Genomic DNA, 20,903 nt, shown 5'->3' on the forward strand with positions numbered 1-20,903 from the left:
GTGGAAGGTGAGCGGTCGGGCCCCGCCGGGATCAACGGGACGCGCCGGGCGAGCGGCGAGGCTCAAGCGGCGCGCTGTTCGGGATAGGCGCAGGTCACGCACATGCCGAGCGAGGCGGGAACGACGTAGCCGGCGTCCTGGCCGCACTCGGGGCAGCGGCGGCGGGCGCGCATCATCGCTGCGTGCGCACGCCACCTGCCCGGCGTCATCGGCCGCACGGGAAGCGCCCAATCGATCCGGTAGAGGTAGGCGGTCAGCGGCTCGCGCCGACGACGCGGCCGGAGGATCTGTGCCGCCACGTCCTGACCGCCCGGCCGTAGCCCTTGACTGCGCAGTTGGCGGCGGGTGGCCAAGCCATCGGGAGCGCAGCGCCACGGATAGGTGGGGATGCCGAACCGCTCGCCGCCGGGGTCGAAGCAGTCGGCGAGGGTCAGCCGCGTCACGCGGCCACCGCTCCGGCGTCACCGTCGGCGCGCTCGGCAAGGATCGTGTCCCGCAGCATCCGGGCGTTCGCCGGCGAGGTGCGCACCGTGCGACGGATGCCCTCGGCAGTGATCTGCGCGTCCGGCCAGTCCGCGGTTGCGGCGCGTGCCTCGTCGAGCAACTGAGCCGCCGTGCGCTTCGGTCGCTGCGACCGGGCCACCTCGGGAACCCGGCCGGTCGCCCGGCGGGGTCGGGGGGAGTCGGCCGCCACCGCCTGAGGCTTGCTCGACCCGACCGGGGCCCGATCGACCTTCTTCGGGTCGACCGGAGCGGCGATCGCCGGGGCGGGCTTGAGCGGGAGAGTCGACTTGGCGAAGTCGACCGGCACCGGATCGGACATCGGCAGTCGAGTCAGCATTACCGAGGGGACCGGGGTCGATTCCGGCAGGTCAGCCGTAGACCGATTTCTCACGATCTCGGTAGATTCCTTCGCATTCGCGGCCCCGCCGAACATGGCGGACAGGGCGGCGTTCGCACCGTCCGTTACCCGATCGCGCTGCACGTCCAGCAGCCTCGATCCGAGCGCCACGTCACCGACGCCGACCCTGCGCGCGAGCCGCCACGACTTGCGGTCCGACCGCTTCCGTACCCCCTTGTCGGGGTGGTTGGCAGCGCGGGCGCGGTGGTAGGCGAGCGCCTGGACGACGGCGGCGGCCTTGCGTTCGGCCTCGGCGTCGCGGCCGTCGGTGTGGACGACGATGCGCCGCGCGAGGAACGCCATGCCCTCGGCGGACACGCACATGCCCATGGGGGTCACGGCGTAGATGACGGTGCGGCCGGCGTCGGGTCCCGCCATCGCGGCCATGACCGAGGCGGCGGCCGGCAGTGCCCACAGCCCGACCCGGACCGGCCACGGCGACGACTGCCCCAGCATGGTCAGGCCCAGCAGGACCAGGCCGAGCACGGCGGTCGCGCCCTCACCGGCCGCCACCGCTCCCAGCGCGGTGCCCTTGCCGTAGGCGTGGCCGATGTTGCTGAACGTGCCGACCCCACCGGCCACACCGGTCAGCAGCATGGGCACGAACGCGGCCGTCAGTACGGTCTTCTGCGTCTTGGTCAACGGCTTGCGTCCGGCCATCACGCGGCCTCCCTTCCAGCCGTTCCGGGGCGCCCGGTGCGGCGGCCCGCCGTGGTCGTGTAGGTGAGCGCGGGGCCGTCGGCGATGCGCCATCCGCCACCGCTGCGCTTGGCCTCGTACATGGCCTCATCCGCCCGTCGCAGCGCCAGCGACAGCGAGGGCGCCGGAAGGTCAGTGGTCACGCACGCGCCGATCGAAGCGCCCACGGCGAGCGTCATCCCCTGGTAGGCGAACGGGGCAGTCACCTCGCCGTGCAGACCACCCAGCAGCCACGGCAGCGGCGCGGGGTCCGGCAGCGGCACGACGGCGGTGAATTCATCACCACCGAGCCGGGCGGCCACGCTGCCACGCCGGTCGTTAAGCGCGTCGTTCAGGCTCGCGGCCGTGGCGCGGATCGCCTCGTCACCGGCCGCATGCCCGAACCCGTCGTTGAGGTGCTTGAACCCGTCCAGGTCCATCACGATCACGGCGTGCGGACCACGGGCCAACGCGCGTTCCGCCCGCCGCTCGAACGCGGCCCGCGTCAGCAGACCCGACAGCGGGTCCCTGCGCGCGGCGGCCAGACGGCGCCGCATCGCCACACCGTGCCAGGCCCACCCCGAGGCGAGCGGCGCTGCTGCGGCGAGCGCGGTGATGAAGTCGTTCATGCCGCTTCCCCTGTCCCCGGCAGGTGGCCGCGAGCGGCGCGCAGGAACGGCACCGTGTGGGTCAGCGCGTCGGCGTACAGGGCGTCCCAAGCGGCGATCTCGTCACCGGCCTCGCCCTGCGCCCGCAGGTCAGCGAGCACGTCGCGGGCCGCGTCCTCACGGGCGGCGCGCTCGGAGTCCGTCTCCGGCTCCAGCGGCCCGCGGAACAGGTCGATGTCGATGCCGAGCGCCAGTTCCGCGAACTCGGCCTCGCTGACGGCCTCTTGGCCAGCGACGAAGGTGCGCATGCGCATGGTGGATCTCTCCTAAGCGTCGGGAAGGCGCGGGGCGGTCTGCTGTCCTGTCCGGGAGTGCGACCGCCCCGCACCATGCGGGGATCAAGTAGTGCAGGTGACCGGTCAGCGGTTGCGGACGCGACCGGAGACGGTGTTGGCGGAGACGTTGAGGTGCCGGGCGCCGAAGATCTGAACGTCACCGGAGACGCTGTTGGCGCTGACGTGGCCGGCGGCCCCGTTGGTGGCCTGCACCGTGATGTCCCCGGACGTGGTGCCCAGGGCGGCGCCACGGCCGTCGTACAAGCCCACCTCGATGTCACCGGAGACCGACTGCGCGGTGATCTGCTCGGTGACGCGGCCGGCGCGGATGTCGCCGGAGGTGGTGTTGGCGCGCAGCTCGCGGACGCCGTCGGCGACCAGGTCGCCGGAGATGGAGCGGAACTCCATGCGGTCGACGTAGCCGAAGACGTGCGCGTCGGCGGACTGCGAGACGACCGCGAGGGAGGAATGCGGGGGCAGGCACACCGTGGCCTCGATCGGGCTCACGGTCTGCATGGCGCCCATGACGCCGGAGATGACGCGGCCGTTGACGATGGTCACGCCGGTCACGGAACCGTTGATCACGCCGAAGTTCTGGACGACGCGGTTGCCGTGTCGGCTCTGCACCATCACGTTGCTGGGCATCTCCGGCACCTCGATGCCGAACGCCTGCCCGTTCTGCGTGCTGCGGGCGCCGTTCACGGCGTCGGCCGCCGGCCCCGTGGCGTCGTCCGTCCGCAGCACCACGCGGGCGGCGGTCAGGCTGTCGATGACCTGGACTCGGACGCTGCCGACCGGAAGCGAGATGCCCAGCGCGATGGGGCCAGAGGTGACGGAGTCGAAAATGCGCTCGGTCATGGATGAACTCCTTGACTGTGTCGGGTGGAAGACCGGACGCGGCGGGCTGTCCTGTCCGGGAGTGCCGCCGCGCCGGGCGTGAGGGCCAACACCGCAGATAGCGGGCCCAAGCACCCCGGGCAGAGTTCGACCCTGCGCCCTTCACGGCTGGATACCGGGGCGGTGATGCTGCCCGTGCGGGCGGCGGGACGTACGGATGCGCGGTCTTGCAGCCGCGCGGCCGTCACTTCGGGGGAGACGGCTCAGAGACCCACTTATGCAGCACCACCAGCGGTGGGGCGTTCTCAAACACCGACCGGTACGGGGCTGGAGGCGCGCGGCCGTAGCCGCCTTCCTGTCGAGCGATCCCGTCCGGCGTTGCAGTACCTGTTGCACAGGTACCGCATAGGGGTCCGTCAAGCTCCGCGACGGAACCTCTTGGTTTCGTGCCGGGGCTTCTTGGCGCGCCATCAGAATCGCCGCGTGTCAGGGGAGTTGGTCACCCCATGCGTGGACAGCTCAGGGAGTTCTGACTACGGTCAAGAGGTCCCTAGACGTCCCACCCGGGTGGTGCAGATGTCCAACGAGCGTTTGCGGTCGGCCCTGTTGGCACGCGGCATGAGCATTCAGGACCTGGCCGACGAGATCGCGGTCAACCCGAAGACGGTCGAACGTTGGATCACGCAAGGGAAGGTGCCGTATCGCCGACACCAGTACGCCACCGCGGCAGCGCTCAAGGTCGATGTCACCACGCTGTGGGATGACGGCCGCACGCTGGAGAGCGCAACAGACCTGACCAAGGCGGAGATTGTGGCCGTCTACCCACACCGCCACACGGTGCCGCCGAACCTGTGGCGTGAGATGTACGCGCGCGCCGAGACCAACCTTGACGTTCTCGTCTACTCCGGGCTCTTCCTGTCGGAAGACCCCCTGTTCATCGACCTTGTGAAGAAGAAGGTTGAGGGGACCACTCAGGTGCGCATCCTGCTCGGGGACCCGGACTGCGAGGCCGTGCGGCAGCGCGGCATGGACGAGGGGCACCGGATCATGGACGGCAAGATTCGGAACGCGTTGGTGAACTACCGGCCGCTCTTCAAGAGCCACCCTGAGATCAGCTTCCGGCTGCACGCCACGACGCTCTACAACTCCATCTACCGGTCCGATGACGAGATGCTCGTCAACCCCCACGTCTACGGCATCGGGGCCTACATGGCCCCCGTCTTCCACCTGCGTCGCATGCCGGGCGGCGGACTGTTCGACACGTACGCGAATAGCATCGAACAGACCTGGGGAGGCGCTCGCCAGGTTTCGGACCGCGACATCACGGGAGCCTGACCATGGCACGCATTGACTACCTGCACGACCCCGACGCGCCGCCGGCCAACTCGGTCGTGCCCTCCGTCGTGGCGTTCGTTCAGAACGATGCGGGGCAGATGCTCATGATTCAGCGGTCCGACAACGGGCGCTGGGCGCTGCCCGGCGGCGGGCACGACGTGGGCGAGTCCATCAGCGACACCGTTGTGCGCGAGGTCTGGGAAGAGACGGGCATCACGGCCGAAGTCGTCGACATGTCCGGGATCTACACCGACCCCGGACACGTGATGCAGTACGACGATGGCGAGGTCCGCCAACAGTTCAGCATCTGCTTCCGTGCCCGCCCGGTCGGCGGTGACCTGCGTACGAGCAATGAGACGACGCAGGTCCGTTGGGTGGATCCAACGGACCTGCCGGAACTGGACGTCCACCCCACGATGCGGCTCCGTATCGAGCACGCCATGGACCGGACGCGGGCAACCCCCTACATCGGCTGACTCTTGGCGGCGGCGACCCGTTCGAGGACGCGCGCCGTGCTTGCGCAGATCTCCGGCTCGGCGCGGCGGATGAACGTGCCGATCAGACTGTCCGGCCCGTAGCGGCCAGCGATCTCGTTGACCCGATCCACAGGGTTCGTCGGTACGCCGTCCGGCGTCGTGTTCATGTCGCAGTAGCACAGCGCGTCATTCAGGTGTGCGCTCTCGCGGGGGAACTCGCCTTCCAGCTCCGCACGCAGTCCCCGAGCCTCAGCCTCCATCCATGCACAGGAATGGTGGGCAACGAGGTTCACGACCCGTTCGTCCGCGCAGGCGATATCGCGGAGGTAGCGCGCGCCATCGAGCGGGTGAAAGCCGGTCTTGGCCAGGTCTGGCGAGTAGCCGATGTCGTGCAGGACGGCAGCGGCTTCCAGTAGCTCCGCGTCCTGTCCGAGGATGGGCGCGATGGTGCGCGCCCGCTCGGCGACCCCCACCGAGTGCTTCCAACGGCGTGGCAGCGGCTCTGCAAGCAGGGACTCAGCCAAGGGATAGGCCCACTCTGTCAGCTCCGACAAGCTAGGAACGCTCCTCTCGAATCGGCACGGCGCGGACCGTCCGCACCCTGCCCTGTCCTCCACTCGCGAGCACGCCGGCGGCCTCCAACTTGTCGAGAGCCTTGGTCACGGTCGGGCGCGAGACCCCGAACCGCTCGGCCAGAACCGACGCGCTGGGAAACGCTGCCCCGACTTCCAGACGCTCATCCGCGATGATGTCCGCGATGCGCTCTTCCAGCGGGCGGCGGTCAGCCCGCTCACCCGCCCGTACGACACGCCACCGTCCACCCGGCACCGGCTCGGCGACACCATCCTTGTGAAGAGCTGCGAACGCACGGAGAGCGACCCCGCGCGAGATCTTGTACTCGCTCATGAGATCAGCAGCAGACGGAAGCTCCGTCATGTCCGGGTCCGCCTCGACTCGTGCCTTCACGGCATCGGCGACCTTCAGGAAGGTTCCCCGAGGACTGGCCTGCTGCGACACTCGTTTCCCTCTCTGCTCACCGTCGTCGCCCTCAAGAGTCGCACGTCCGGCGACGGCTGCGGAGTGCGGATCCTGTGCTCTGTTCACGGCCCCGCCCCGTTGGGTGCGCAGGAGTCCGTGTGGCAAGCAGGGCAGTCTTGAAAAAGGGGCCGCTTGTGGGCTGTTGAGTGGTTCTATTGTTGTCTGATGTTGTGCACCGAGGCGGCGTCCACTGTTCGACAGCAGGACGAACACCCGTGCGGACACCATCCGGTGCACTTCAGCAAGGCTCAGGGCGGGGCGGCTAGGACTACGTGCTTCACCATCGAAGGTGACGCACGATCCTTCGGGGAAGTAGAGCGGGAGCAATGGCAACAGTAGAACAGCAAGTGAAGAGCGCCGACGACGTAATCTGCCAGAACCTTGCTAACCCAGTAGGTGACCGAGGCTTCCTCTCGCAAAACGTGCTAGGGCAACTCCGAAACCTTGTCGAGGGTCTCGCCGTCTGGGCGCACCTTAAAGATCGCTCGACTGAGTTTCACTACAACCAGGTCGGGCCAGCTCTGGATGCCGTTAAGGCGCTCGCCAAGTTCAGGCTCTTGAGTAGATTCCATGGCCTACTCCAGGCCAGCGTCTCGCACTACACGCTGGATCGCGACCCGTCCGAGCGCTTGATGCTGAAGTACTACGAGTACCTACTCCGCACCCGCGACCTCGCACAGGATCAGCTCGGAATTGCAATCCTGACCAACATCGAACAGTTCCCGATCGACCTCGACCCCTCGTTGCGGGAGTACTACGAGAAGATCGCTGCCTGCATCGAGCAGGGAAAAACGAGGCAGTCCTCAAGTCCACGTCACGAGCGATACTACATTCACAGCTCGCGACCATTCTTCATCGCCGGCCGGATCTACTATGAGGTTACGTTTCACCTCGCCCACAACCGGACGAGCAAGTTCGATCGCATCATTGGGTTCACCGACATCGACGTCACCGACAAATACGCGGCCAGTTTGGAGTTGGCGAGCGACACGATCGAGGTTCTCGGCAAGAAAATGCCCATCACGCTGATCCGCTCATGGGAGGTGTCAATCCGACCGTGCGAGTTCGACAACTTCGCACGCCTATTCGACGCCTCACACGGAAAGGTCAGTAGGTCACATTCCGAGTACCGCAAACTGATGCGGTACCTCACATCAACACGATCAAGTCTGCTTGATCTCATGGATATGACAGATGCGGCTTACGGCTCGCTCCGCTCCTGGGCACTAGACGGCGCTCAACGAGATGCGACCATCTTCCCTGTCCTAGACCGCGCGCGCTCACTCATCCGCAACAACCGGCCAGGTTCTCGTCTGTTGCGGTACCTCATGCTGCGGATGAACAACCGCATCATCAAAGCACAGTTCGATGTCGACCAGTGTTCTGCACTCTCCGGGCTGCGCGTATCTTGGGGTTGCAGGCCCTTCGACACGATGCCGTTCTGCACATCACCACGTGGACATAACCCGCGCTTTGGGGACCTTGCTGAGAGTCTGGACTCGAAGACTCGGCCTCATGAGCTGCTGGCCAGACGAGTCAGGAGCAATGTCGAGCAGCACGGCGTGATCTATACGCCGGCAGCTGAGCTGGAGGACCTCGGTGACCTCGACGAGCTGATCGCGCGTCACAACCGAATGCTTCCGCCCACAGAACGACATGCGCCAAGGAAGCTGGCTCAAGCAAATGGGCATGTGTTCATCGTCGGTTACGAGGACGACACAGTCTCGATCATCAACAAACTCCGGGAAGTCTCTGCTAGTGGCGTCCCCGATCACAGCAGCGACGTGCAGGCATGGATTGACGCGAACCCCGGCGTCATCGATGATCCGTTGAAGGCTACGGCTCTGACCAGCTTGTTCGAGCACTCGAATGTCGCCCTCGTCTACGGCGCGGCCGGTACGGGAAAATCGACGATGGTGAATCACATCGCGAACTACTTCGCGGGCGCGCGGAAGCTCTTCTTGGCGCATACCAACCCGGCCGTCGACAACCTGAAGAGACGAGTACAGGCGCCGAACTCCGAGTTCAGCACGATCAGCAAGCACGTGCGCAGCGGCACGTCGTTCGGAGCCACGTACGACGTTCTTGTAATCGACGAGTGCAGCACCGTGAGCAACGCAAGCCTGCTCGATGTACTCGAGAAGACATCTTTCGATCTGCTCGTGCTTGTCGGCGACGTATACCAGATCGAGTCGATTGAATTTGGCAACTGGTTCAGCATCATCCGGTCGTACATCCCGAGCGAGTCTGTATTCGAACTCACACAGCCCTTCAGGACGACCGATCAGGGCCTTCTCACGCTGTGGGACAGGGTGCGGAACCTGGAGGACCACATCGAGGAGTCGCTCTCCAAGAATGGCTACTCGACGGTTCTGGGAGAGTCGCTTTTTCAACATAGAAGCGACGACGAGATCGTGCTCTGCCTTAACTATGACGGCCTGTATGGCATTAACAACGTTAACCGGTTCCTGCAGGCAAGCAACCCTAATCCAGCTGTCACCTGGAGCGAGTCCACCTACAAGGTCGGAGATCCCGTACTCTTCAACGAGTCTGATCGATTCAGCCCAGTCATCTTCAACAACCTGAAGGGAATGATCGTTAAGATCAATCGCGTGCCCGGCCGTATCACTTTCGATGTGAATCTCGAACGGGATGTCACTGAAGACGACGTGCTCTTCACAGGTCTACGCTGGGTGGAAGGCTCGACTGTCCAGTTTGATGTCTTCGAGCGCGGAAATAGCGACGATGATGACGACTCCGTCACCACCATCGTGCCATTTCAAATCGCTTATGCCGTATCGATCCACAAGGCACAGGGTGTTGAGTACGATTCGGTGAAGGTTGTCATCACGGATGCCAACGAGGAGAGTATCTCCCACAGTATTTTCTACACTGCGATCACACGCGCTCGGAAACGTCTCGAAGTGTTCTGGACTCCGGAAACGCAGCATCGAATCCTAAGCCGTATCGCAGTCCGCGAGAACACGAAAGACGAGCATCTGATGAGGATCCGCCGGGGTTTGGTCCCTGTTGAGAAGCGACCGAAGCGCCAAAAGACGCGTCAGCTGCCGTAGACGCCGGCAGCGATAGCAACGGCGGCGCCGTGGGGCACCTCCCAGTCGACACGAGAGTGTGAGTCGGAGGTGCCTCATCAATATTGGGCAGGGCCTTGCAGCGCTGACTCAGGCAACCCCTATTGGCCAGTACGCGACTGCCATTCCCTGTAGCGCCAGCGCAGCGCCTCAGCGTGTGGGCGCCGAGGCAGCTCACGAAGGTGTGGCGTGACGATACCGAGCTCCTCGGCAGTTGGCCCCTGAGGGCGCGTCACCACGCTGAGGGTCTCGGGCTCAATGGCGAACAGGTGCGCATCGTAGGCACGGTGGAGCGCTGCGTTGAGCGGCAAGCCATTGCGAGGATCGTCTGTGCCGTCCTCGGCGTCGGGCCTCAGGTGAGCTGCCTCGATCATCTCTGGCACTGCGATTCCCGAGAGGGGACAGCGAGGTCCGTAGCGCTGGAAGACCCGCAGCTTGAAACGGCGCTGCCCAGGGCGTTCGCGAACGTTCCGCTGGCTGCTCCGGCTGCGGCTACCCGTCAGAGAAAAGGGCTGGTCGTCCGAGTGATCCTCAGTCAGTAGGTGCTCCGGCCTGCTGTCTCCGAAGCTGATCAGAAAGATCCTGGAGCGCTCTTCCCAGCCCTCCACCCAGGCCAGACGCACGATGCGGACGCTGGACCGAGGAGTCGGCTTCGCGATGACGAAGATGGGCAGCTTCAGGGCTGCTGCTGCCTTGGTCGCGGCGACCTCCGACTCGTCCCGACCGGGGCCCCGGCCAGTAGTCGGGTAGTGGTAGATCACATCGTTGTCGCTGATCTCGTCCGGGTAGTGCGCACCGGTGTGGAGAACTCCCATAGTGATTCCGCCCTCATGGACGGCCTCGGTCCTGGCTTTGTCCATCCAAATGCCCTGGCCTCCGCCATAGACACCGAACGCACGGAGGACACCCGGCGGGACCTGGCGGAGGTCTTCAGTGAGCTGGAGGTGTGACCAGACTGCGAGACGCCAGGCACGCTCACCTTCCACCGTGGTGGGGCGCCCGTCGACCACCGTGAAACCGAGGCGCTCCAGCAGGCGGTTGCTGTGATCCCGTCCACCGCTGATCACGCGCGCGTCAGGGGCCTGGTGCTCGTAGCGGTATGCCACGTTGGCGATGGCCTTGGCGTCGTACAGCCGACCACCCACCTGAAGGTAGTACTGATTGGCGCGCTCGAACCCGTGCCCGTCCAGGAAGGCGTCCCTCCCTCTGTCGTCGTACTCCTCGACGACGCGCCGAACGATGCTGGCATCCGTCAGCCCTGTGGTCATGAGCCCCCTCCGTCACCTGGTTGAGGGTTGATCCTAGGAAGGGGCACTGACAGTGAGTCGATCGTTGTCCTGTTCTTTGTGCAGTGCGCTGACAGCCACCCCCGTTCGCCGCCGTACGCGCGCCCCCTCTGACCTGCTGCGCGAACCCCTACGGACGCCCCCGTACAGCCACGCGGACAGTTGGAAAGCGTGTTGGGGCCCTGCCCTCTCACGAGACGAGCAAACGGATGGCCCCTGTCGCGCTTACACAGCATGATCGCCGACACACCCTCTGAACCCTGCCACCGCTGCTATTGCTGCCGGGCCTCAGTGTTCTCACGGATCGCGGCAGCGACGTCGAGCAGGGCATAGGCGATGGCAGCGAGGCCCTCCCCGATGGCGTCGGTTCGGTACTCGTCGCCGGTCCGGCCCGCCGCCGCGTCTGCCTTGCCCTCCGCGTAGCTCCCGTACACGCTCTGATTCGGCATCCGTTTCCCTCCCTTTCCCCGGCTTGTCCAGGGATCTTTGCTGCCTCCCCCGGCCGGAGCTCGGCCAAGCCTCAGATCGCGCCAGCTTCGCGCTCGTCACAGTGGCACGAGGAGACGCGTCAGACGCTAGAAGCGCCTCCGCGTGCAGGCGCCGAGCCCTCACAGCGACGAGGCGGCGGCGAAGCTTCAGAAGGACCCTCCCTCAAACCCCGAAGAAGAAACGGAACGAGGCGTACCCCTTTGCACTGCTCTGCGGAACATGACAGCATCCCCTTTCACGTTCAAACGGGCATGACTAAGGGGATGTGGATTTATTTTGATGGACGGTTCATGCAAGGATCCAAGCTGCAGACGGAAAGTGTACTCGCGCGGCTACTGCCAAAACCACTACGACGCACTCCGTCGAAAAGGGGTTCTCTCTCCCATCCAGAGACGGATGCCCACCGACGGGCCGTGCCGGTTTAAAGGATGCAAAGAGAAGGTCTACGCGAAGGGACTGTGCAACGCGCACTACCAGCAACACCGACGCGGCATCCGGCTGACAGAAATCGGTTCGCGGCGCATCTCTCCGGGGGCCCAGTGCACTGGCCCAAACTGTGAGCGTCCGCAGTACAGCCGATCCTTGTGTAGGACCCACTACAGCCAAGCGGCAGAGGGACGACAGTTGACGATCCTGCCTGCTCCTCGCACTGCTCACGATGGTTCCTGTCGAGTGCCTGGTTGCCGCCGAAGGGCTGAGTCCCCGGAGCAGGGCGACGACCTCTGTCTGCCACACGGCGTCATGCATCGACGCGGGGCTGAGTTGGTGGCACTGGTTGAGCGCACCTCAACTGCACAGATGCAGAGCCTGCTGGCACGGGGCGTGTACTGGTGCACCATGTGTCAACAGGAGCTTCCTGCGGAGCGCTTCCTTACGGACGCCATTCGAAATGGCGCTCCACGCAGCCATTGCCGCGCCTGCTCCGGCAAACGAACCCGTGCCAAGAAGTTCAATTTGTCCTTCGCGGCGGTGGACCGCCTTTTCGCTTTCCAGAACTACCGCTGCGCTCTCTGCGACAAGGAGTACAAGGACGGGGACGGACTAAACCTTGATCACAATCACGCTTGCTGCCCTGATAAGGGCACCTCATGTGGCGAGTGTGTTCGAGGCCTGCTCTGCTGGAGCTGCAATGCAGGCGTGGTGACTTGGTATGAAGGAGTCAGGGGAAGGGTCACCCCTATCCCGCTGTTCGAGAAGTACCTGAACAACCCGCCGGCCGTCGCCGCAGGACTGGTGAGGCGTCGGCCCTGAGAGACAGGACGACCGTCTCAGTTTCCGTCTCGTTCCTCGCCGTGCGCGAGCGTCCAGGGCCGTTCGCTCAGCCACGCTCCGCGCAGCGCCCGTACGAGAATGAACGCCGCAGAACGTGTCCGGATCATGCTCCGACCAGCGCGGACAAACCTGCAAAGCGAGTAACGCGGGTTCGATTCCCGCCACGGCCTCCACCTGCCTGACCAGGACAGCTGCTGCCACAGCCCACCCGGAGCTCTGTACCGACTCGATCACATCGTCGGTCCTGGGCCCGGCAAGCGCCCGCTCATGGTCCAGCGACTCAGGCCGTATTCGGTCGCGCATGAGGCAGAGACGGCAACCCCCAGTGATCCCGCCGTCCACCTCGCTCCCGCCCACCACTGCTACGGTCGCCTACATGACGCTCTCGCTCGCCACGGGGCAGACCGTTGATCTACGGGTGCAGCCGGTTGATGACGTTCTTGATCGCGTCGAGCGGTCTCTGCAGGTGCGCCTGCTCCGGGACACAGTGGTGCGCAAACGCCGATCTGCTGGAGCCAGGACGGTCCGTGACACCTGGGTTCGGATCGAGCGGCGCTCGCTCGAGAAGATTCCCGACCAGGGATGGAACGGCACCGAGAGCGCCGCGCGTCTGGAGGGCATCGCCCAGCCTGAGTGGCACGGATGCGTGGTCTGGCGGGATACGGACGAGCCAGCGATGTGGCGAGCCGACGAAACCGGGCTCCTGCCGGGGGCTCCTGTCGGGAGCGCCATCTTGAGTGAGGCTCCGGAGCTGTCGGACGACTGGTGGGAGGCGTTGAACGCCTCGTTGGACGCTCTGGCAGCGCAAGACACCCGGCGGATCGCCACACCGGACACCGTCACCATCACCCAGAGTCGCGTCACCGAGTCCATCCGCCGTGCCTTCTCGGACAACGTCGATACCACCGTGGAACGGTGGGTTCCAGCCCACGCAGACCTGAACTGGGCGAACATGACCGCGCCGACATTCAGCCTCTTCGACTGGGAGGACTGGGGCAACGCGCCGCTGGGGCTGGACTCGGCATCGCTGTGGGCGAGTTCCCTTGCTGTCCCGGCCCTGGCCGATCGCGTGAAGCGCGAGCGTCGGTCGGACTTCGAGAGCCGGGACGGCAAGTTGATGACGCTGTTCGCCTGCTCGAAGATCCTCGGGCCGCACGCGCACCCGGAGGACCCTCGGCTGGAACCCGCCCGGCGCATGGCCGAGCAGTGCATGAAGGAGCTTCAAGCGCGCTGAGCGTACGAACGGTCCACACTCGGGACACCCCACCACATTCATCGAGGCCGACAGGTTGCCGCTCGTCCGCCCCTACGTCATCGCCCACGAGCGGGAGCAGGAACGACGCCGCCAGCGGGACAGGCCACGGGCGGCTGTGCCGGCGACACTCGGGCAGGACTACCCGGCGGCGGTGACCGCATGACCCGAACCGAGCCCGAGAGCAGGCTTCTCCGTCTCCTGCCGTGGGGTGAGGACGGTAGGGCGGCCGTCCTCGTGACCGACGGCACGGAGACGTACCTGTCCCGTCTCGCCGACAGGGTCAAGGAACAGCAGATCGAGACGGCCGCCCTCGTCCTGAAGCTGACCAGGCCGATGGTCGAGGACAGCTCGGAGCTCCCGGCGTCTGAACTCCGTTGGGCCGCGCGGCGGCTCGTCGGGAGCCTGACCGATCTCCTCCTCATCGCCGAGAGCAGGGGCCGGCGCATTCCGCCGTACGTCGAGCAGGACGACGCCGACACGTAGCCACCCGGTACGGGAGGGGTGCGGGGCCGGCGGGGTGCGGCCACGGCATCCGGTGCCACGAGAAAGGGCCTCCGGCCGGCGCCCCGGGGCACCGGCCGGCTCACAGCACCCCGTCCGCCTCCTCACGGAGGAGACCGGGCCGGGCGTGCTCGTCGGTTCCGGCGGTCGCGTCGGCCGGGTCGGTCGCGTCGGCCGGGTCGAAGGCGGAGAGGGCCTGGATCATCGCCATCACCAGCCCGTCGTACGCCCGCGCGGTCAGGGCGTCCTCCGCGTCGGCGTCCAGGGTGTGTTCGCGCTGGAGGAGCCAGAGCGTGGCGGCGAGGGTGGAGACGTCCGTGGTCAGGGGGCGCAGGGCGGACGCGTGCTCGTCCCAGTGCAGGACCTCGCCCGTGGCGCCGTCGACGACCAGGTCGTGGTGGGCGGCCGGGGAGCCGAGGCGGAGCAGCCGGTCGGCGTGGGCGGGGAGGCCGGCGTCGTCGTGGCCCTCTTCGGCGTGGTGTTCGGCGAGGGTGCGCGGGGGCCGGTCGGTGTCCTGGCGGAAGAGGAAGCTCTCCTCGGGCAGGCCGGTGTCCCGGAGGAAGCGGCGGGTCGGCTCGTGGGTGAGGGTGGCGGGGAGGTCGACCTCCTCGATGCGGACCAGGCGGCCCCGGCCGAACGTCTCGTGCAGCAGGCGCGGCGGGAGGTCGAGGGCGAGGCCGGAGAGCGTGTCCGGGCCGGCCGCGGGTGCCAGGGGGCGGAGCAGGGCGGCCAGGCGGCAGGGCGGGGAGGGACGGCCGTCGGCGCCGTCCTCGAAGGCGGCCAGGAGGAGGCGGGCGGCCTCGGCGGCGGCCTGCGGGCCGCGGCGGGCCGCCCGGGCGGCGAACCGGTTCCTGAGGCCCGCCAGTTCGTCGGTGGCCGCCGCGAACCGGGCCAGGGTCGGCAGGGACGGGGGCAGCGGGCGCTGGTCCATCGGGTCCCGGCCGGTGCAGGCGAGGCGTGCGGCGGCGAGCGCCACGGGCGGGGCCGCGAGCGGGGCGGGGACCCTTCCGCCCGCCGCGCCGAGCAGGGCGCCGATGACGAGCCGGTCCCGCAGGACGTCGGCGAGGCGGTCGCCGAGGGGGCCGCGGACCGCCGCCCCGGCGCACGCGCCGTCCGCCGCGCGGAGGCCGGTGAAGGTCAACAGGGCCGGATCGCCGGGGAGTCGGGGGCCGTCGGGCCGGTGCCGGACCGGGGCGTACGCGAGGTGGGGGCCGAGGATGTCCTCGGTCAGGGCGATCGCCGTGACAACGGTGTCCCTCGTGCTCATGCTTCCCCCGCGATGACGTGTGCTCGGCTCCGGGCCGCGAACGTTCCGGCCGGGCGGACGGTCGCCCGCCGCCGTGCCCGGCAGCCGTCCCCCACGACTCGGCACATTACGCGTCACCACTGACAACGCCCCCGGACCGGGAACGCGCACCCGCACGTTCCGTATCAGGAGACGCCCGGACGGGGCCGGGAGTTGCCCCGGGGGCCGGAATTCGCCCCCGGTTCACCGACCGGGCCGCAACCGGCACCCGCCCGGGGTCCGGCGGGTCCCCGCCCGGGGCCGGGCACCACGGCGGGTGCCCCGAGCCTCAGCCCGCCGTCACCACCGCCGCCTGCGGCCGGATCGGCAGGCGGTTGACCGGGCGGCCGGTGGCGGCACGGACGGCGGAGGCGACGGCCGCGGGGGACGTCACCACCGGCACCGCGCTGACCGCCTTGGCGCCGAACGGGGCGACGACGTCCCGCTCCTCGACCAGCTTGACGATCCGGATGTCCGGGGCGTCCAGCGCGGTCGGCAGGGCGTAGCCGGTGAGGTCGGGGTGGCGGATCAGGCCGCGCGGGGTGCGCAGGTTCTCGGTGAGGGCGGCGCCCACGCCCTGGGTGACGCCCGCCTCGATGCGGGCGGCGAGCTGGGCCGGGTTGAGCACGCGGCCCACGTCCTGGGCGACGGCCAGTTCCACCACCCGTACCGAGCCCAGTTCGATGTCGACGTCGACGACCGCGCGGATCGCGCAGAAGGCGAGGCCGACGAAGGCGTCGCCCTGGCCGGACTCGTCCAGGGGTTCGGTGGGGTGCGGGCGGCACTGGGCGGTGGCCCACAGTTCCTTGCCCTCCAGCGCCTCGGCGACCGTGGTGGACAGGACGCCGTCGTAGGAGGTGATCTTGCCGTCGGTGATCTGCAGCAGTTCGGTGGACATGCCGAACTTGTGGGCGAGCGGCTGGAGCAGCTGGGTGCGGACCATCTTGGCCGCGCGTTCCACCGCGCCGCCCGACACCCAGGTGTGCCGGCCGCGGCAGCCCGCGCCCGCCGGGGGCTGGTCGGTGTCCACGGGCGCCACGTGCACCTCGTCGACGCCGAGGGTCTCCTGGACGATCTGCCGGGCCAGCGTGGTGAAGCCCTGCCCGGTCTCGACGGCCGCGCACAGCACGGTCGCCACGCCGTCCTGGACCTTCACGGTGGCGGTGGAGACCTCGTCGGCGCCCTCCGCGCCGAGCATGTGGACCATGCCCAGGCCGTAGCCGACGCCCCGGCGCACGGCGCCCGGCTCGCCCGCGCCCTCGGGGCCGCCGGGCAGCAGCCACTCGTCCTCGGGGGTGTCCTTGGGCAGCGGGGGCAGCGGGTGGTCCCGCACCGCCTGGAGGAGTTCGGCGACCGGGGCGGGGCAGGTGACGGTCTGGCCGGTCGGCAGCACGTCGCCGGTGGCCAGGACGTTGCGCAGGCGCAGTTCGGCCGGGTCGGTGCCCAGCTTCTTGGCCAGCTTGTCCATCTGCGCCTCGTAGGCGGCGCACACCTGCATCGCGCCCTCGCCGCGCATGTGGCCGGAGGGCGGGTTGTTGGTGCGGACGGCCCAGCCCTCGATGAAGGCGTGGGGGACGACGTACGGGCCGCAGGCGAAGGACACGGCGGCGGCCAGGGCTTCGGAGGAGGTGTCGGCGTAGGCGCCCGCGTCGAGCAGGATCTGCGCCTCGACCTTGACCAGGCGGCCCTCGGCGTCGGCGTGGTGCCGGTAGCGGAGCAGCGTGGGGTGGCGGTGGGCGTGGCCGAGGAAGGACTCCTCGCGCGAGGCGGTGAGCTTGACCGGGCAGCCGGTCCTGAGCGCGAGCAGTCCGAGCGGGAGCTGGAAGCCCTGGTCCTCGCGGTCGGCGGTGGCGCCGGGCACCCCGGTGACGACGATCTTGACGCGGTCGGCCTCCAGGCCGAGGACGGCGGCGGCCGTGTCGCGGTCGGCGTGCGGGTCGGTGGACGCCAGGTACAGCTCGACGCCGCCGTCGGGGCGGGGCACGGCGAGCCCGGCCTCCGCGCCGATGGGGGCGGGGTCCTGGCGCCCGATGCGGTACAGCCCCTCGACGACGACGTCGCCGGTCGCGTCGGGGTCGCCGTGGCGCAGCGGGATGTGCCGGATCAGGTTGCCGTCCGGGTGCAGGGGCTCGGCCTCGAACGCCTGCTCCGGGTCGGTGACCGGGTCGAGCGCCTCGTACTCGACGATGACCGCGGCGGCGGCCATCCGCGCGGTGTCGGGGTGGTCGGCGGCGACGGCGGCGATGGGCTCGCCGTGGTGCCGCACGACCTCGGAGGCGAAGACCGGGCGGTCGGAGGTGCCGCGGCCGTGCACCGGCCGGCCGGGGACGTCCTCGTGGGTGACGACCGCGCGGACGCCCGGCATCGCGCGGGCGTGGCTGGTGTCGATGGAGACGATGCGCGCGTGCGGGTGCGGGGAGCGCAGGACGGCCGCCCACAGCAGGCCCTCGGCCCACAGGTCGGCGGCGTACGGGAAGGTGCCCTCGGTCTTGGCGCGCGTGTCGGCGGCGGGCAGGGAGTTGCCCAGCCCGTGCGGCAGGGGCTCCGGCTCGGGCAGGTCCCCGGTGGGCCGCGCGGCCTGCGCGGTGGCTGTCTCGTCGGTCACGCCTGGCCTCCGTCCTGGCCGTGGGGCTGGTCGTCCGGGCCCGGGTGGGCCGGCGGGTGCGTGCCGCCGTCACCGGGGCCCGCCTGGTGCGGGATCCGGGCCTCGTCCGCCGCGGGGTCGCCGTCCTGGCCGGTGTCGTCGGGCGCCGCGTGCGCCTCGCGTTCGGCGACGACCTGCCGGACGGCGTCGACCACGCCCCGGTAGCCGGAGCAGCGGCACAGGTTGCCGCACAGGGCCTGGCGGGTCTCCAGCTCGGTGGGGGCGGGGTTGCCCTCCAGCAGGTCGTGCACGGTCATCGCCATGCCGGGCACGCAGAAGCCGCACTGCACGGCGCCGCACCGGGCGAGCGCCCGCTGCACGTCGGAGGGCCGGCCGTCCTGGGCGAGGCCCTCGACGGTGCGGACCTCGCTGCCGGCGGCGGTGACGGCGGGCACCAGGCAGGAGGCGACGAGGCGGCCGTCGACCTGCACGTTGCAGGCGCCGCACTCGCCCTGCGAGCAGCCGTCCTTGGCGCCGGCCAGGCCGAGCCGCTCGCGCAGGACGTAGAGCAGGGACTCGCCGATCCAGGCGTCGGTGACGGGCCGGTCGGTGCCGTTGACCCGCAGCACGTACGAGGCGAGCGGGTGGTCGTCGTGCGGGCCGCCCGCGGGACCGCCGTCGGCGACGTCGGGCGCGGGCTCGGGCCGCCCGTCGTCGGCGTCCGCGCGCGGGGCGTCGCCGTCCCGCGGGCCGGGCGGGTCCGCGGGGCCGGCGGGGTCCGGGGCCGGCGCGGGTGCGGCGGGTTCCGCGTCGTCCGCGGGGCCGCCGGGGCCCGTCCCGGCGTCGGCCGGGCCCGCGGAAGCGCCGTCGTCGCGCGGCCGGCCGTCGGCGGGCTCACCGGTGCCGGGGTCGGCCGGGCCGGTCTGCTCCGGGGCCGGGTGACCGCCGGCGGTGTCCGGGTGGCCGGGCTCCCCGGCGGGGGCCGGTCCGGTCCCGGCGGGGTACGCGTGCGGCGGGTGGCCGGTGCCGGGGTCGTCGTGGGCGGGGCGGCCGTCGGCGCCGCCGTGCCGCGGCCCGGCTCCCTCGTCCCGGCCGTGGCGGTGGTCCGGGCCCCCGGGGGTGTCGGGGCCGTCGTCCTGCGGGACGCCCGGCACGCCGGGGCCCCAGGGGCGGCCGATGGCCTCCGGCGGTGGGGCCCAGGGGGCGGACGCGCCGCCCGGGAGGGTGGCGGGCGGGGTGCCGCCCCACTGCTCGACCAGCGAGGACGTGGTGAACTCGCCCGACTCGTCCGGGATGTCGCCGCGGGCGACCGGGATCGACCACTGTCCGGTCACGTCCTGGCCGGGCGCCTGCTCCTCCCCGCCGCGGCCCTCTCCGGGGGCGGCCTCGTCGAAGGTCCATCCGCCGGTGTCCCCGGGCCGGTACCCGTAGCGGTCGTGCCCGTCCTGCGGGGCGGCCTGCGGGTCCTGGTGCTCCGGGTGTTCCTGGCCCGCGCGGGCGTCGTTCCACCCGGTCCCGTCCAGGGGTGCGCCGGGCGCGCCGGGGAGCGCCCAGGTGCCGGTGGCGGCCGGGTCGGTGCCCGCGGTGGTGGCCGGGGCGACCGTTATCTGCGGCGGCACGTAGCCGTGGCCGCCGGGGGCGGCGAGCGGGGTGTCCGGGGAGGACGCCGGGCCGCCGTCGAAGCCCTCGGGCAGCTGGACGAACGCCGTGGCGCCGTCGTCGTACTCGCCCTGCGGCAGCGGGTCCCAGCGGCCGCCCCCGCGCGGGGTGCCCTCTCCGTGCTGGTCGTCGGTCACGACAGCGCCCTCCCCAGTGCTCGTCGGGCCAGCGCGGCGACGGTGCGCCGCAGGTGCAGTACGGCGGGCGGCAGCGGGGCGAGGGAGCCGTCCTCGGCGGGGGCCGCGTCGGGGATGCAGGCCGCGGCGACGTACTCGCCGAAGGCCGTCAGGGCCTCGGGCACGATCGCGCGGTTGTTGTCCCAGTCGATGAGCCCGGCGACCCACTGCTCGGCGTCCACGGGGCGCAGCGGCATCGGCGCTATGGCGCCCACCGCGCAGCGCACCCCGCGCCGCGCCGGGTCGAGGACCAGGGCGACGGACGCCGTCGCGCGGCCGGGCCCGGTGCGGCCGGTCGCCTTCAGGAAGACCTGCGGGGCGTGCAGCAGCGGCACGCGGACGTAGCCGATGAGTTCGCCGGGGCGGAGCATCTCCATGCCCGCCAGCAGGTGGGAGACGGGCAGCTCGCGGCGGGCGCCGCCCGGGCCGGCGACGATCAGGGTCGCCTCCAGGGCCGCCAGCACCGGCAGCGCGTCCCCGGTGGGGGCGGCGGAGGCGATGTTGCCGCCGAGGGTGCCGGCGTTGCGGATGTGCGGCGGTCCGGCCGCGCGCGCGGCGGCGGCGAGCGCCGGGATGAGGGCGGCGAAGTCGGGGCGGCCCATGCGTGCGTGGGTGAGCCCGGCGCCGAGCAGCGCGTGCCCGTCGAGGTACTGCCAGCTGCGGATCTCGCTGATCCGGCCCAGGCCGACCAGGGCGGCGGGCCGGAGCTGTCCGGAGTTGACGGCGGCCATGAGGTCGGTGCCGCCCGCGACGGGCACGGCGGCGGGCATGGCGGTGAGCGCCGCCACCGCCTCGTCCAGCGTCGTGGGCAGCGTGACGGTCTGCGCCGCCTGTGGTGCGTGCGTGGTCAAACCGGCTGCCCCTTCCCGCTGCCCCACCTGGTCCCACCTGTGTTGCCGTACGGTACGACCTGACAGGGCGGACGTGGCAACTCTGGCACATCTTCGCGGGTGCCGAGGACAGGGGTCCGCTAGGAGACGTTCGCCCACCTCACCCCGCACATGGTCCGATTTCGGGCGACATCACCAGTGTGCTCGGTTCGGCACGTTTCCGTGATCCTTGTGACTTTTCGTGACCTGTTCGAGGTGGGGCGGAC

19 protein-coding genes are annotated in these 20,903 nt (G+C 69.5%); 6 read left to right on the plus strand and 13 right to left on the minus strand.

The genetic code is table 11. The features are described 5' to 3' along the window. Positions 1 to 62: 62 nt before the first annotated feature. From AB0F01_RS23075 to AB0F01_RS23095, 5 genes are all read right to left on the minus strand, one after another. Entirely contained in the window at positions 63 to 443 is a 381-nt protein-coding gene (locus AB0F01_RS23075) for an RRQRL motif-containing zinc-binding protein (protein WP_362098833.1), read from the minus strand. After that, positions 440 to 1,561 carry a conjugal transfer protein gene (locus tag AB0F01_RS23080; RefSeq protein WP_362098836.1) on the minus strand — a complete coding sequence of 374 codons (1,122 nt, stop codon included), beginning with the start codon at positions 1,559 to 1,561 and terminating at the stop codon, positions 440 to 442. The genes AB0F01_RS23075 and AB0F01_RS23080 overlap by 4 nt, the downstream gene beginning before the upstream one ends. Then, complete coding sequence (locus tag AB0F01_RS23085; RefSeq protein WP_362098838.1) at positions 1,561 to 2,208, minus strand: GGDEF domain-containing protein; 648 nt, start codon at positions 2,206 to 2,208, stop codon at positions 1,561 to 1,563. The genes AB0F01_RS23080 and AB0F01_RS23085 overlap by 1 nt, the downstream gene beginning before the upstream one ends. Next, entirely contained in the window at positions 2,205 to 2,495 is a 291-nt protein-coding gene (locus AB0F01_RS23090) for a hypothetical protein (RefSeq protein ID WP_362099029.1), read from the minus strand. The genes AB0F01_RS23085 and AB0F01_RS23090 overlap by 4 nt, the downstream gene beginning before the upstream one ends. A gap of 111 nt (positions 2,496 to 2,606) precedes the next feature. Continuing rightward, positions 2,607 to 3,380, minus strand: a complete 774-nt coding sequence (locus AB0F01_RS23095) for a DUF4097 family beta strand repeat-containing protein (RefSeq protein WP_362098841.1) — start codon at positions 3,378 to 3,380, stop codon at positions 2,607 to 2,609. Between the two features lie 555 nt (positions 3,381 to 3,935). Here AB0F01_RS23095 and AB0F01_RS23100 point away from each other — a divergent pair. Both AB0F01_RS23100 and AB0F01_RS23105 read left to right on the plus strand, forming a co-directional pair. Beyond that, positions 3,936 to 4,694 (plus strand): helix-turn-helix transcriptional regulator, encoded by a 759-nt coding sequence (locus tag AB0F01_RS23100; protein ID WP_362098844.1) that lies wholly within the window; start codon positions 3,936 to 3,938, stop codon positions 4,692 to 4,694. Between the two features lie 2 nt (positions 4,695 to 4,696). Then, positions 4,697 to 5,170, plus strand: coding sequence for an NUDIX domain-containing protein (locus AB0F01_RS23105; protein WP_362098847.1), 474 nt, complete (start codon positions 4,697 to 4,699; stop codon positions 5,168 to 5,170). Here the strand turns inward: AB0F01_RS23105 and AB0F01_RS23110 are convergent. Next, positions 5,158 to 5,724 (minus strand): HD domain-containing protein, encoded by a 567-nt coding sequence (locus AB0F01_RS23110; protein WP_362098850.1) that lies wholly within the window; start codon positions 5,722 to 5,724, stop codon positions 5,158 to 5,160. The two genes, AB0F01_RS23105 and AB0F01_RS23110, sit on opposite strands and share 13 nt — an antisense overlap. Position 5,725: 1 nt before the next feature. Next, the gene (locus AB0F01_RS23115; protein ID WP_362098853.1) at positions 5,726 to 6,187 is read right to left on the minus strand and encodes a GntR family transcriptional regulator; all 462 of its coding nucleotides are present in this window, start codon (positions 6,185 to 6,187) and stop codon (positions 5,726 to 5,728) included. Between the two features lie 368 nt (positions 6,188 to 6,555). On the opposite strand from AB0F01_RS23115, the gene AB0F01_RS23120 reads away from it, so the two are divergent. Continuing rightward, positions 6,556 to 9,282, plus strand: a complete 2,727-nt coding sequence (locus tag AB0F01_RS23120) for an ATP-dependent RecD-like DNA helicase (protein WP_362098855.1) — start codon at positions 6,556 to 6,558, stop codon at positions 9,280 to 9,282. 119 nt (positions 9,283 to 9,401) lie between these two features. On the opposite strand, the gene AB0F01_RS23125 is transcribed toward AB0F01_RS23120, so the two are convergent. Both AB0F01_RS23125 and AB0F01_RS23130 read right to left on the minus strand, forming a co-directional pair. Beyond that, complete coding sequence (locus tag AB0F01_RS23125; protein WP_362098858.1) at positions 9,402 to 10,568, minus strand: HNH endonuclease; 1,167 nt, start codon at positions 10,566 to 10,568, stop codon at positions 9,402 to 9,404. 290 nt (positions 10,569 to 10,858) lie between these two features. Next, positions 10,859 to 11,035, minus strand: coding sequence for a hypothetical protein (locus AB0F01_RS23130; protein ID WP_362098861.1), 177 nt, complete (start codon positions 11,033 to 11,035; stop codon positions 10,859 to 10,861). A gap of 838 nt (positions 11,036 to 11,873) precedes the next feature. Here AB0F01_RS23130 and AB0F01_RS23135 point away from each other — a divergent pair. From AB0F01_RS23135 to AB0F01_RS23145, 3 genes are all read left to right on the plus strand, one after another. Then, entirely contained in the window at positions 11,874 to 12,326 is a 453-nt protein-coding gene (locus AB0F01_RS23135; protein ID WP_362098864.1) for an endonuclease domain-containing protein, read from the plus strand. Positions 12,327 to 12,723: 397 nt separating this feature from the next. Next, the gene (locus AB0F01_RS23140; protein ID WP_362098866.1) at positions 12,724 to 13,581 is read left to right on the plus strand and encodes a hypothetical protein; all 858 of its coding nucleotides are present in this window, start codon (positions 12,724 to 12,726) and stop codon (positions 13,579 to 13,581) included. 180 nt (positions 13,582 to 13,761) lie between these two features. Beyond that, entirely contained in the window at positions 13,762 to 14,085 is a 324-nt protein-coding gene (locus tag AB0F01_RS23145) for a hypothetical protein (protein ID WP_362098869.1), read from the plus strand. Between the two features lie 100 nt (positions 14,086 to 14,185). Here AB0F01_RS23145 and AB0F01_RS23150 read toward each other — a convergent pair whose 3' ends face one another. The 4 genes from AB0F01_RS23150 to AB0F01_RS23165 all read right to left on the minus strand — a co-directional run bounded on the left by AB0F01_RS23150 (position 14,186) and on the right by AB0F01_RS23165 (position 20,658). Continuing rightward, a complete protein-coding gene (locus AB0F01_RS23150) occupies positions 14,186 to 15,370 on the minus strand; it encodes an SUKH-4 family immunity protein (RefSeq protein ID WP_362098872.1) in 1,185 nt (394 codons plus the stop codon). Between the two features lie 307 nt (positions 15,371 to 15,677). Further along, entirely contained in the window at positions 15,678 to 17,993 is a 2,316-nt protein-coding gene (locus tag AB0F01_RS23155; RefSeq protein WP_362098875.1) for a molybdopterin cofactor-binding domain-containing protein, read from the minus strand. Continuing rightward, the gene (locus AB0F01_RS23160) at positions 17,990 to 19,768 is read right to left on the minus strand and encodes a 2Fe-2S iron-sulfur cluster-binding protein (RefSeq protein ID WP_362098878.1); all 1,779 of its coding nucleotides are present in this window, start codon (positions 19,766 to 19,768) and stop codon (positions 17,990 to 17,992) included. Before AB0F01_RS23160 ends, AB0F01_RS23155 begins: the two co-directional genes overlap by 4 nt. Then, positions 19,765 to 20,658 (minus strand): FAD binding domain-containing protein, encoded by an 894-nt coding sequence (locus AB0F01_RS23165; protein ID WP_362098880.1) that lies wholly within the window; start codon positions 20,656 to 20,658, stop codon positions 19,765 to 19,767. The genes AB0F01_RS23160 and AB0F01_RS23165 overlap by 4 nt, the downstream gene beginning before the upstream one ends. Positions 20,659 to 20,903: the final 245 nt, after the last annotated feature.

It is taken from the genome of Streptomyces sp. NPDC029526 (assembly GCF_040637405.1).
Lineage (GTDB): Bacteria > Actinomycetota > Actinomycetes > Streptomycetales > Streptomycetaceae > Streptomyces.